7 protein-coding genes are annotated in these 13,927 nt (G+C 48.2%); 6 read left to right on the top strand and 1 reads right to left on the bottom strand.

Annotated features, from left to right (window positions below):
• Positions 1–67 precede the first annotated feature (67 nt).
• From ACOJUO_RS12525 to ACOJUO_RS12500, 6 genes are all read left to right on the top strand, one after another.
• The gene (locus tag ACOJUO_RS12525) at positions 68–2,383 is read left to right on the top strand and encodes a hypothetical protein (protein WP_422139967.1); all 2,316 of its coding nucleotides are present in this window, start codon (positions 68–70) and stop codon (positions 2,381–2,383) included.
• A 227-nt stretch (positions 2,384–2,610) separates the two neighbouring features.
• Positions 2,611–4,263, top strand: a complete 1,653-nt coding sequence (locus ACOJUO_RS12520; protein ID WP_422136998.1) for a hypothetical protein — start codon at positions 2,611–2,613, stop codon at positions 4,261–4,263.
• A gap of 325 nt (positions 4,264–4,588) precedes the next feature.
• On the top strand, positions 4,589–8,746 hold the full coding sequence (locus tag ACOJUO_RS12515; protein ID WP_422139966.1) for a response regulator: 4,158 nt from the start codon (positions 4,589–4,591) through the stop codon (positions 8,744–8,746).
• On the top strand, positions 8,743–9,573 hold the full coding sequence (locus tag ACOJUO_RS12510; protein ID WP_422139965.1) for a CheR family methyltransferase: 831 nt from the start codon (positions 8,743–8,745) through the stop codon (positions 9,571–9,573). Before ACOJUO_RS12515 ends, ACOJUO_RS12510 begins: the two co-directional genes overlap by 4 nt.
• Complete coding sequence (locus ACOJUO_RS12505; RefSeq protein ID WP_422139964.1) at positions 9,573–10,148, top strand: chemotaxis protein CheB; 576 nt, start codon at positions 9,573–9,575, stop codon at positions 10,146–10,148. Before ACOJUO_RS12510 ends, ACOJUO_RS12505 begins: the two co-directional genes overlap by 1 nt.
• A gap of 19 nt (positions 10,149–10,167) precedes the next feature.
• A complete protein-coding gene (locus ACOJUO_RS12500; protein WP_422139963.1) occupies positions 10,168–11,532 on the top strand; it encodes a diguanylate cyclase domain-containing protein in 1,365 nt (454 codons plus the stop codon).
• Between the two features lie 635 nt (positions 11,533–12,167).
• Here the strand turns inward: ACOJUO_RS12500 and ACOJUO_RS12495 are convergent.
• Positions 12,168–13,706, bottom strand: coding sequence for a hypothetical protein (locus ACOJUO_RS12495; protein ID WP_422139962.1), 1,539 nt, complete (start codon positions 13,704–13,706; stop codon positions 12,168–12,170).
• Positions 13,707–13,927: the final 221 nt, after the last annotated feature.

Raw genomic sequence — 13,927 nt, 5'->3', positions numbered from 1 at the left:
ACCCTCGACAGGGCATCTAAAAATCGACCATGAGCAGGGTGCAGGATCTCAACAGAAAAACTTTTTCATGAAAAGTGGCCGCCGTAGGTTTTCGGAAAACCCGTCAGACATTAGCGAAACAAAGGCCTACTCAGGATCAGATTTTCCACCTGATGATAATCGACATAATCCCTGCGTTTACGGGGTAACAATCACTACCATTGAGTCGTTTTCATGGCAATGGCTCTATGCCACGAATCTGGCGCTTGCTTACGAACTGATCCCTACCATCAAAGACAAGCCCTTAAGTTACAATCCTTATTTATGGTTACCTTTAAAAGTGATTGTTGGCTGGCTTCTAGGAAGCTATTGGACCCCTGATTCACCATTGTTTAAACTGATTGAACTACAGTCGGCATCTATGCTGAGGCAGGGGGATAAGCCGTTTGTGACCATCACTACAATGTTTGGCTCCGGACATAACCCTCCACAATACCCGTCATCAGAACCATCCGGCCAACAAGCCCCAAAAGCCACGACCCATCCTTCAGGCTATTCCACCCATCCAGTGTACTCTGATTCTGGCAATGGTAACGAAGACCCTGAACAAGATTCACACACTTTAGGTTTAAATTGTTTCGTTCATCCCTGTCGTGGCTTTTGTCGATTGCGAACATCAACCGATAGCACAGAACCTAATGAATGGCCGCTGAATTCCAGAGAAAATTCGACAGCCCCCACAAAAACAGCACCCGGGCAAAGCTCACACCCTCATTTGACGGATGGACACTGCTTGAGCTGCGTAAGTGGTTTTGCTTCATGGCAACCCTTTCAGCCTGAGACTCATCAACCTGATGACGCAGGAATGCCCGGAAATCTGTCTGCCACTGCTGATGACTTGATCATAATCAACGGGTTACTCAATCTACGCAGGCACCGCCCCCCCGGAGAAACCATCACTTCTTTTACGATTAAGCATTTGCCCTCTCCAATGGCGACTTCGGAAACACAACAAACAAGAGGATCATCCCAACTGAGCCGAACTCGCCTTTCCCAAACAGGCACAAAACAAGCCAGAGATCACAGCAAGCAACGAACCTGTGACGTGACCATAGTCGGGGAGAATGGCCAACAGCGTCCGTGCGGGAAGGCTAGCATGAATGCTCATTCCCTGTCGTCTCACAAAAGCAGATACCACAGCGGGCAAAAAGCCTGTGACATGATGGTGATCGGGGAGGACGATCAGGATCGACCATGCGGGAAGATCTGTATGAACACTCAAGCCCTGATAGCACACAAAAGAAAAAGCCACAACGTACTAAGAACCTGTAACAAAATCGTCTTCGGGCAGGATGGCCAACAACGGCCATGCGGGACAATCTGTAACGAAGCTCAAGCCCTGGCGGATCACAAAAAAAGATACCACAGCAGACGACAAACCTGTGACTTAAACGTCGTCGGGCAGGATGGCCAGCTGAAGCCCTGCGGAGTAATCTGCAAGAATGCTGCAACCCTGTCGGCTCACAAAAGCACTATGCATATGGGGCAACGAGCCTGTCAACTCACAGTGGTCGGAGAGGATGGTCAGCAGCGACCATGCGGGAAAGTCTGTAAAAATGCTCGAGCTCTGAAGTATCACAGAAGAAAAGAACACACAGGGCAACAAACCTGTAGCATGACCGTGGTCGCAGAAAGTGGCCAGCAACAGCCATGCGGGAAGATCTGCAAGAGCGTTCAAGCTCTCTCAACTCACAAAAGAATAGCCCACACTGGACAACAAACCTGTGACCTGACCGTGGTCGGGAATAATGGCCAGCAGTGGCGATGCGGTACGGTTCTCAACAATGCTCAAGCACTCTGCGATCACAAACGAAGACACCACAGCGGGCAAAAAATCTGTGAAGTAACCTTGGTCGGGCAGGATGGCCAGCTTCGACCTTGCGGATCAGTCTGCAAGAATGCCAGAGCCCTGTCGTCTCACAAAAGCAGTATGCACAGGACACAAAAGACCTGTCACTTAACAGTGATCGAGGATGGACAGCCGCAGCTATGCGGGAAGCTCTTCAAGACTGCCAGAGCTCTTTCAGAACACAGAAGAAGATATCACGGCAGGCAACAAACCTGCGACAAAACCGTGGTCGGCGAGCATGGTCAGCAGCGGCCATGCGAAAAGCTCTCTAAGAATGCTGAAGCTCTGGCGAAACACAAAAGAAGAAACCACACAGGGCAACAAACCTGCGACAAAACCGTGGTCGGCGAGCATGGTCAGCAGCAGCCATGCGGAAAGCTCTTTAAGAATTCTAAAGCTCTGGCGAATCACAAAAGAATACATCGAAAACGCAAACCTGCTGATGAGGATCTGCACGATGACCCCAGTCTCCAAGAAGGTAAAGTGAGTAAGTAACCATCTGACCCCAACCCTTTCATGAAGATTTGTCCAGTTCAGCCTCTAGTTTCTGACAGAAGGTTTTTGATAGAAAAACACGCTAGTTGTCTTGATCTATCCTTCCTCTCTGTAAACCAGAATGCAAGGATAGAATTATTAGACACTTACTCTTTACTGTACTGCTGTTTCTGCTGCTGCCATTGTCTGTGCCATCTCAGGCCGAACCTTGGACAGGTCGTTTTACTGTGGACCTTGAGCAGAGTACAGGGTTTAAAAAGCAAAACTTCTTTATAAAGAATGACCGTCGTACATTTTCGGGCAACCCGTCAGAAATTATCGAAAAAAACGGCTATGCAGGACAAGACTTTCTGCATAATCATAAACCCTGCAATTATGGGGTAAAAACACCCCTCATTGAGTCGATTTCATGGCAAAGACTCTACGCCACGAATCTGTTGATTGCTTATGAACTGATCCTGACCATCAAAGACACGCCCTTAAATTCCAATGATTATTCATGGTTACCTTTAGAAGTGATTGTCAGCTGGGTTTTAATAAACTACTGGAGCCCCGATTCACCCGTGTTTAAACCGATTGAACTACAATCGGCATCTCTTTTGACACAGGAGGATCAGCCATTTGCGATCATCACCACAATGTTCGGCTTCGGACATAACTCACCACAATACCCATCACCAGAATCAACAGGCCAACAAGCCCCACAAGCCACTAACAACCCCACAGGCTATTTCACTCATCTTCTGTGTTCTGACTCTGGCAATGGTAACGAAGACCCCAAACAAGACTCACACACTTTAGGTTTAAACTGTTTCGTCAACTCTTGTCACGGCGTTTGTCAATTACGACCAGCATCGGATAGCAGCGGGCCCTCTGAATCGACGCTGAATTCTGAAAAAAATTCGACAGACAACACAGAAGCATCAGCCGGTTGCATCAGTGATTTTGATTCTGTAACCGCTAGAGATTCTCAGCCCCGAACTCATCAGCCAGGCGATATGCAATTGCCCGGGAATGTGTCTGCCACCTCTGATGATTTGATTATAATCAGCGGGCTACTCAATCTGGGTAAGAGTCAAAGCCCACCTCATCTTTTCCGGACAGACAAAGTACAAAGCAAAAACAGCAGTGGGCAACGAATCTGTGACGTAACTGTCGTCGGCCAGGATGGTCAGCCTCAGCCCTGCGGGACAGTTTGCAAGAGTGCTAAAACCCTTTCGTCTCACAAAAGTGGCCTCCACAGAGGGCAACAAACCTGTCATTTAAAAGTGGTCGCGGAGGATGGTCAGCATCGGCCATGTTGGACGGTCTGGAAAAATGCTCGAGCCTTAGATTATCACAAGAGAAAAGAACACACAGGACAACAAACCTGCGACGTATCAGTGATCCGGCAGGATGGTCAGCAGAGGCCATGCGGGACGGTCTGCAACAATGCCCAAGCCCTGAACGATCACAAAAGAAGGCACCACAGCAGGCAACAAACCTGTGACGTAGCTGTCTTCGGCCAGGATGGCCAGCCGCAGCCCTGTGGGGCAGTTAGCAAGAGTGCTAAAGCCCTGACGGATCACAAAAGAAGACAACACGGCAGGCAACGAATCTGCAACATAACAGTAGTCGGGGCAAATGGTCAGCGGCGACCATGCGGGAAGGTCTTCAAAGATGCTTCAGCTCTGTCGCATCACAAAAGAAAAGAACACACAGGCCAACAAACCTGTAACTTAACCGTGGTCGGGTTGAATGGTCAGCCGCGGCTATGTGCAAAGCTCTGCAAGAACGCTAAAGCACTGTCAGATCACAAAAGAATACATCGTAAACACAAACCTGCTGATCGGGGCCTGGACGATGGCCTCGGTCATAAAGAAGGTAAAGTGAGTAAGTAACGACCCGTCTCCTGCCTTTCATCAGGTTTTACGTTTTGCAGCCTTTTATTTGTGACACTCCCCGCCTTGTCGAGGATGTCGTAAAAGCCAAAATTCAAATCCAGTAAAGCCCTTCCCTTAGCAAAGTATGATGCTTTGCTGGGTTTCTTTCCCGACTGACCCATTTTCTATTGGATAACCGGTAGTATTTCCCAGCTTATCGGCTCTAAAACTTTACCTTAAAGAGGCGATGCAATAAGAGATAAACTACTGAAGTCTGGCAACTCAGGCTGTAAGCATTACACCGTACATAGTTGGGATTTAAGTGGCAGGGATGGCCAGATAAATGCAGGATGCACAACAATCAACTGAAAGAAAATTCAGGCATGGTCTATCAGTAACACTCTTTGTCTGGTTCATGATTCTCTCGCTGGGACCTATTACGGTGATTGGTTTCAACGAATACCGCCAGGGTAAGCAAACAATAGTTCAGACTCGTTATGAGCAGTTGAGTACCGTCAACCAGTTATTGAGTCAGCAAATTAATGATTATTTTGACTCAGTAGTGACCAACCTGTTTATCAAGGCCGGGGTGGCCCGGGATTTTCTGTCGCACCTGATCAAAAGTCACAGCGATCTCAGGAAATCAACGGAAACGTTCATTAATTCTGACGGTTACAACCAGATTCTGGACCAGTACTCCAGTGAGTTTGTGGACTTTTTACGTTACTACGATTACTCCGACCTGATTTTGGGGGATACGGAAGGTAATATTCTCTTCACCGTGAATGCCTACGACGATCTGGGCAAGAACATTTTTAATGGAACTCTTGCCAACACCTCATTTGCAAAAGCTGCACGCGAGAGTCTTGAAGATTTGGTACCTAAGTACGCTGATGTGACTGCGTATCCACCCATTGGAGACCAGAAAGTCAGTTTTTTTATTTTGCCGCTGGTGGACGAGAGAGAGAAAGCCATTGGTTTTTTGGCGGTTCAGATTCTGGCTCACAACGTTCAGGACATTTTTGAGAGTGAAAACCAGTTTAGTGATGCTCTGAAATCTTATCTTATTGGTGAGGATGGCTACATTCGCTACGGTACAGACCTGGATTCAAGCCAGTCCATGATATTGAAAGCAGATAACATCCTGACGCAGGACTGGATAGCTCATATTGATGTCGAAGGTGTATTCCATGAAATCCATGACCATGACACGGAGGATGAAAGTCACGGTCTTGATAGCGATGCAGAGTTGAATGAGCTTTTTGGCGGAGAGCTTGATCTTCACTCGGAAGCCTCCGACAGTCATAAGGTCGATCAGCATTTTCATATCAAGAGCTACACCAATGTTTACGGCGAGAGGGTTCTGGGAACCTTTTATGCCATTGAGGTAGCCGGCACACCTATGGCACTTATCTCTGAAGTAAGCCAGAAGGATGCCTTCGACTCAGTTGTTCAGTTCAGAAACCGCCTGATCTATATCACAGCCATTACAGCCCTGATTGTTATTCTGATTGCACTGGTCATTACCCGAAGGTTGGTCAGACCTATCAGAGCCATCACGGCCTGGGTCAACCGGGTTGCGTCGGGAGATTATGCCCAGGGAGCTGTGCTCAGTGGCCACAATGAAATCAGTGACCTGAGTCGCAGCTTCTCTGAGATGACGGAGAAGTTGAGAAATGTCATCAGTGATAACGATCGCAAGAGCTGGCAACAGGAAGGTCAGGCAGGCTTGAATAACTGTATGAGGGGAGAGCAGGAGTTATCAGAGGTCTGTAAAAACATCGTTTCCTACCTTGCCCGTTATCTTGATATGCAGACGGGTGCCATGTATGTCATGGATGATGAGAAGCGGTTGCAGCTGATGGCATCCTACGCCTGGAAAAAACGCCAGCAAAGCAAAAACAGTTTTGAGATTGGGGAAGGTCTGGTGGGTCAGGCAGCTATGGAGAAACAGGCCATTGAACTGACCAGCATTCCCGAAAATTACATCAAAATTGAATCGGGGTTGGGCAATACATCTCCAAAAGTGATTATTACCGTACCACTTGTCTATGAAGGAGAAGTTAAGGGTGTTCTGGAGTTTGCCCTTATAAGGGAGCTGACGGATGAGCAGAGAGGCTTTCTGGAAGATGCCCTTGAGAGTGTCGCTATTGGCATCAATTCTGCCCAGTATCGAACTCGTGTCAATCAGCTGCTCGAAAAGACCACACGGCAATCGGAAGCCATGAAAGAGCAACAAGAAGAGTTGCGTTCTGTGAATGATGAGCTGGAAAGCCGTGCCAGAGTGCTGGAAGAATCTCAGGAAGAACTGAAAGCCCAAAGTGAGGAAATGCAGAAGTCTAACGCTGAGCTGGAGGAGAAAACCGAGCTGCTTCAACAACAGAAAGCCGAGATTGAACGCAAAAACCTGGATATTGAGCTTTCAAGAAAAACCCTGGAAGACAAGGCAAAAGAGCTGGAACAGGCCAGTAAATACAAGTCTGAGTTCCTGGCCAATATGTCCCATGAATTACGCACGCCTCTCAACTCACTGCTCCTTCTGGCGCAGATGCTCGCAGATAATGACGAAGGTAACCTGAATGAAGACCAGATTGAATCCGCGCAGGTGATTTACAGCGGTGGTAAGGAACTTCTGGATCTGATCAACGACATTCTCGATTTATCCAAGGTTGAAGCCGGTAAGATGAGTATCAACCTTGAGGATATGGATATCGAAGAGTTGTGCTCCAGTATGCGGACTCTGTTCAAACCTCTGGCTGATAACAAGGGGCTGGATTTTGCTGTGGATATTGATCCGGGCACGACCAGGGTGATTCTCTCCGATAGCCAGAGAGTTATGCAGGTTCTCAAAAACTTCCTGTCAAATGCCTTCAAGTTTACGGAGCAGGGTGGTGTCTATATTCGGGTCTTTAATTCAATCCGCAAGACAGACCATGGCAATGAAACCTATGTCGGTTTTGCGGTCAGGGATACCGGGATAGGGATCCCGAAAGAAAAGCAGGACGCCGTGTTTGAAGCATTCCAGCAAGCGGATGGCTCCACCAGCAGAAAGTACGGCGGAACCGGGTTGGGCTTGGCTATCTCACGTGAGCTGTCTTCTATGTTGGGTGGTTATATCGGCATAGAGAGCGTTGAAGGAGAAGGGACAACGTTTACTGTGTATCTGCCTGATAATGCCGTCTGCTCACTTGATGGCGGAGAAGTGATGGCTGACAGTCATTCATCCGCTACCAGTGACGGCTATCAAAAAATAGCCTCTGCTGCTGAAAAAAAAGCCAAAGCTCAACCCGCTCCTGAAGCTGAAAAAATTGCGACCAAAAAGAAGACGTCAGAGGCTGGCAAGAATATTTTGATCATTGAAGATGACCAGCACTTTTCGGATATCGTCAAACAGCTTTCCGGCAGCCATGGTTATCAATGTCTGGTGGAGGCCAGTGGTAAAGAAGGGATTCAGACAGCGATCGAAGAACAGCCTATGGCTATTATCCTTGATCTGGGCCTGCCAGATATGGATGGTGAAGAGGTGCTCAGGCAGTTGCAGAAGAATGAAGCGACAAAAAATATACCGGTGCATATCGTGTCGGGTCGTGATCCTGATGAGTCAGAGCGACAGGGCGCGGTTGGGTACCTCGTCAAGCCGGTGTCTATAGATGATCTGGAAATGGTTTTCAGCACGCTTGAAACGGTTCTGTCAGAAGATATCCAACATGCCCTGCTATTGGACAGTGATGCAGAGAGTCGATCGCACCTGGCGAAAATGCTGACAGAAAAGGGGATGAACATCGCCGGGGTCTCATCCGCTGAAGAAGCCGAAAAGTCGATGGCAGAGAATCAGTGGCAGTGTCTGGTGATGGATGTTGATTTACCCGACAGCAGTGGTCTGGAGTTTTTACAGAAACTGCAGGAAAAGATGGGCGACAATATGCCATCAATCGTCATTCATACCGATAAGAAGTTGTCGACTGAAGACCAGAAAGAGCTGCAGAAATATACCCGTGCTCTGGTTATGAAAGGAGATTACGCTTCTGAGAGGGTGATGGATGAGGTCAGTCTGTTCATCCATTCGGTTGAAAAGTCGGCTCCCGCTGAATTCAAGCCAGCAGCAGAGACCCTGAGTAACAAATCGCTGGAAGGTCATAAAATCCTGCTGGTGGATGATGATCTTCGTAATACCTTTGCATTGTCGAAGGGCTTGCAGGGGCTGGGGCTGGAAGTGGTCATTGCTGACAATGGACAAAATGCCCTCGATAAGCTTGATGAAGAAGACGGTATTGAGCTGGTGCTGATGGACATCATGATGCCGGTGATGGATGGCTATGAAGCCATGACCAAAATGCGTGAAATTGAACGGTTTAAGAGCATGCCAGTCATTGCATTGACAGCCAAAGCCATGTCCGATGACAAGGCGAAGTGCATAGAAGCAGGAGCCAATGATTATATGACCAAGCCAGTGAATATCGACAAGCTGACAGAAATGATGAAAGTCTGGTTATTTAAATGACAGAACCCGTGGATTCGGATCAGGATTTTGAACTGAAACTACTGCTAAGGGCTGTTCAGGAAAAGTATGGTTATCAGTTTGGCAGCTATGCCAGGGCATCCTTAATGCGCCGTGTCAGAAGGCACATGAAAATGTCGGGTGTTCAGCACATCAGTGACTTGATTCCATTGTTTCTTCATGATGAATCTGCTTTCGCCGCTTTTGTTAAAGATATGTCAGTGGTCGTGACAGAGATGTTCCGGAACCCTGATTTCTTCAAGTCTCTGAGGGAAAACATAGTCCCGATTCTGAAAACCTACCCGTTTATCAAAGTCTGGCATGCAGGTTGCGCCAGTGGGCAGGAAGCATACTCCATGGCTATTCTCCTCGATGAAGAGGGTCTGCTGGATCGCAGTCAGATCTATGCCACAGACTTTAACGATCAGGCATTGCGTCATGCCAAAACCGGTATCTATCCCGAAAAAGAGATGGCCCTCTACGAAGAGAACTACCAAAAAGCAGGGGGCAAGAAAGAGTTATCAGATTACTGTCACAGAGGGTATGACTCTGTGAAGTTCAATGGACGACTGACCGAGCATATTACCTTTGCTAATCATAATCTGGTCACAGATGGTGTATTCGGAGAAATGAACCTGATTCTCTGTCGAAATGTACTCATTTATTTCAATCAGGAGCTTCAGGATCGGGTACTGCAACTGCTGTTTGACAGCCTGTGTTCCAGAGGCGTGCTCTGTGTTGGCAAGCGGGAAAATATTCTCTTCAGTGCCATCAGTAATCAGCTGGAAGTAACGGATCGGGACCAGCGTATCTACAGGAAGAGTCTCTGATGAACGACGGGGTTGTGGTGATCGGAGTCTCTGCCGGAGGGCTTGCGGCACTGGAATTCCTGCTCCAGAAGCTGGGAAGTCATTTTGCTTGCCCCGTTGTTATTGCCAAACACCTGGCATCAGGTGATGAAGAGGGTTTATTAAACGTTCTGGACAAAACATCACCACTGGCGGTCAGTATTGCTTATGACAAGCAGAAGATGACCGACAATCATGTTTATCTGGCTCCCGGTGGTTACCACTTGCAGATTGAGGACAGGGAAACCCTGAGTTTGAGCATGGATGAACCCGTCTGTCATTCGATACCGTCGGTGGATGTTCTCTTTCAATCCGCTGCCGATGTTTTTGCCACACAGGTGGTGGGTGTCGTCTTAACCGGCGCCAATAGAGATGGTGCAGAGGGTATCAGGGCAGTTAAACAGGCCGGTGGAATAACCATTGCCCAGAGTCCGGAAACAGCCGATATGCCAGTCATGCCCAATTCAGCTATTGCAACCGGTTGTGTAGACCATGTGCTGGACTTGAGTGATATTGCTATCTGTTTAAAAGCCGAGAATTTTAAACCTGGGACTTGACTGAGTCAGGAGGGCTGTCATGGATGACAAGCCAAGAGTTAAAATTCTGGTCGTGGATGATCGTCCCGAGAATCTGCTGGCCATGAACAAGCTTCTCAAGCCGTTGGGGGCCGAGATCCATAAAGTGGACTCTGGTGAAGCGGCTTTGTCAGAAGTTCTTCATCATCATTTTGCGGTGATCCTTCTGGATGTGCAGATGCCGGGCATGGATGGTTTTGAGACGGCAACTTTGCTTCACAGCAATAAGCAGACAGCCAGTATTCCTATCATTTTTGTGACCGCCCTTAACAAGGATCAGGCCTATATCAATAAAGGTTATCAGGCGGGTGCGGTTGATTATCTGCCAAAACCAATCAATCCGGATATCCTGTTGGGCAAGGTTAAGGTGTTTCTGCAATTGGAAGAACAGCGAATTGAACTTGAGCAGGTCTCCAGGAAACTTCGCTGGATCAGTCGCAAGAACAAGCTGCTGTTGGATAATGCCGGTGAAGGAATTGCCGGTCTTGATCCCGATGGCAGGATCTCCTTCATTAATCCAACCGCCTGCGCCATGCTTGAGGGAAAAGAAGAAAATCTGCTGGGAAAACACATCAGTCAGTTTATCTACGACACTCAAGGAGAAGAGGCTCTGGAAAAGTGGCAAGAGTCAGAGATACGTGAGAATACCATGGTCGGTGGAGGCGTCTTTCAAACATCCGAGAGACAACTCTGGACGCTTTCCGGAAACAGCTTCGCCGCAGAATACAATATGGCGGCTATTGTTAATGACAGACAGAAAGTGCAGGGTTGCGTTCTATTATTTCAGGACATTACCGAGCGTAAAAAGCTGGAAAATCAGTTGTTGCTGATGGCGAAATACGACAGTTTGACAGGGCTGGCCAACAGGACACTGTTCAGAGAATTTTTGGGTACTTCACTGGCCAGGAGTCAGAGGCGTAATAAGAGCACCGCTGTCATGTATCTTGATCTGGATCACTTCAAGGAAATCAACGATACCCTCGGACACGATGCTGGAGATCTTTTGCTGAAAAGTGTTTCACAAAGGTTGCAGGAGTGCGTCCGTGAAGGTGATCTGGTGGCCAGATTAGGTGGGGATGAATTTGCCATTATTCTGGATGATGTGGCGGAGGCTTCGGATGCCAAACTGATTGCAGAGAAAATTCTCACCTCAATCCGGGAGCCCCATGATCTTGATGGCGAAGCCAGACACGTAGGCACCAGCATCGGAATTGCAACGTCTGAAGATACCGGCTCCGACGCCGAAGCTTTGCTTAAGGCTGCCGATCAGGCCATGTACGTGGCCAAGAAAAGCGGGCGGGATGATTATCGGCTGGCGTCTGAGCTGGACAGTGAAGAGAGGGAACGGGCAGAACAGGGCAACTAAACGACACCTGAACAGACCCGGGTGGCTCTATAGATCTAAGGCCTGGGGTCATCGACCTTTTCCAAATCAACAGGCTTGTGTCGTTTTTAATCAAGCGGCACAGCTGATTCTTTATAGTCATCTGTATCGCTAATATCTGACGGGTTGCCTGACAGCAACAGCAGTATCGCAAAGAGAGAGTGTTTAATAATTCCACCCTTGCATTCTAGCAGCCTGTCGGACTTAAGACTGTCCTACTCGGCAACTGCTCCTGCGTTTCTCTAGCTCCTGCATCCATGCAGTCGTGCGGTTGCAATAAATTGGTCTAAAAATCCCTGTTTCTTCGTCAAATAGCTCGCTATTCTCCTCAGAAACAGAGATTTTTATCCTCAATTTCTTGCAATCCTCGCTACGGACACTTAAGTCCGACAGGCTGCTAGGAGCCTGACCGAGAATAGACTGCCCTACTGCGGCGGCAGCAAATTGGTCTGAAAATCCGCTTTTGTTCGTCAAATAGCTCGCTATTCTCCTCACAAAACCGAATTTTCATCCTCAATTTTCTGCCGTCCTCGCTACGGGCGCTACTCTCGGTCAGGCTCCTAGTGTTAAAACCAAAGGTTGCAACGGACAAAACCTCATCAAGAACGGGTGTCAGTTCAGGGAGAGTCATTGTTATTATCCGCATCGTCATGCGTACGTTTTCGGTGCTCTCTTTGGTGATCAAACAGCATTTGGTCACTCTTGCAGATCTTCCCGCATGGTTGAGACCGGCCATTACTAACCACGATCACGTTACAGGTTTTATGTCCGATGTGGGATCTGCTTTTGTGAGACAACAATGATTCGGCACTCTTGAAGACTTTTCCGCATGGCCGTGGCCGACCACCCTCTTCGACCACGTTTACGTCACAGGTTTGTTCCCCGGTGTGGTATCTGTTTTTGTGAAGCGACAGGGCCTTGGCACTATGACAGACCTCACCGCATGACCGCGTCTGACGATCCTCCCCGACCACTATCAGGTTACAAATTGAAAGACCTTTGACGCTTATATGTTGTGTTGCGCCTGTCCGGGTAACATTGGGTTGATTGTGATTCGAGTGGAGTGATTCAGTGGTTGTTTGTTGTGTCTCTGAATGGGCAGGGGTTAAGAAAAACTCGTCTTGTTCGTGAGGATTCTGATGGTCAATTATCCTGTCAAAGACCGTAAAATCATTGGTGGAAGGCAAATTCCAGGGCGCCGGTACATCAGGATTGGGGTTCCCGTTATAGGCTGCCTCTGCAATCACTGAGCCTGAGGCGACCCCGTCTGAGGCGACCCCGTCTAAGGCGACCCCGTCTAAGGCGACCCCGCCAAAAGAGAGGGAATCAATGTAAGGCTCCTGAAACGGCTGCTCAGAAGTATCTTGAAGTTGAACGTCAGACAGGTCACTCAATACAGTGTTGCCTGTCGATCGTTCTGGTGAACCCATTGTCCATTCAGCTGGCATCCTGATATCGGATGATGGTCGCAAGCGGCAAATGCCGTTACAGACCAAACAATTTAATCCCAGTGTATGTTGGTTTTGCTGATAACCTCCGTTGCCATCGTCATCACCAGAGCCAGAAGGCGGTGGGCCAAGGGAAGAGCCTATATTGTATTGGCTTGTCCCTGAAGCTCTGTGACCGGATGATCCCGATGAATGGCGTTGTTGTTGGCCTTGTTCAGGAACAGGAACAACCATCATAATAATGCTCGAAAACGGCCTATCCTGACTCGTCTCCTGTTGTTTAGTCGGATTGAACAGCAGCGAATCAGGGTTCCAATAGCTTTTCAAAAGCCAACCAACAACGACCACAATTTCTGCAGGAAGCCATGAATAGGAGGTAGCGCTTATAGGGGCTACTTTGGTGGTCAGGGTCAGTTCGTAAGCAACCAGCAGGTTAGTGACGTAAGGCAACTGCCATGAGATCGACTCAACAAGGGTCGTTGCTAACCTGTAGCTGAGCGATAAATGTCGTTTATTGCTAGTCAGAAGGAATGGCCCTCTATGGTCATTTGTGTCGACAGTCTCTGGCAGATTGCCGGGCAATGCACTCGGGTCATGCTTTATAGAGAAGCTCAGGTTTGGAGAACCTTTTTCCTGCTCAAGCGCGACAACAAAAGAATTTGTCCATGTCTCGGCCTGACAGATGAGAGACAAAAACGGTAGCAGCAACAGAGCTGCTAAAAGGAGTGAGTATTTAATAAATCTGTCCCTGCGTTGTTGTCTTCAGGGAGAAAGGATAGATCAAAAAATTAAGTGTGTTTGTCTGATAAAAGCCTTTTGTTAATAGTCAAAGTTCGCACTGAGGAGACCTTTGTGCGCCGAAGTGGCCGTCCATCCACTCCGATCAAGGTCTTGCCAGAGTCAGAATAAAAAGGGGCAGTGAAAAAGCC

The sequence above is a fragment of the Endozoicomonas sp. ALC020 genome, assembly GCF_049275935.1.
In the GTDB taxonomy this organism is placed as follows: Bacteria; Pseudomonadota; Gammaproteobacteria; order Pseudomonadales; family Endozoicomonadaceae; genus Endozoicomonas_A.
The sequence above is the reverse complement of the archived record's forward strand: the minus strand, read 5'-3'. Positions and strand labels throughout refer to the sequence as shown.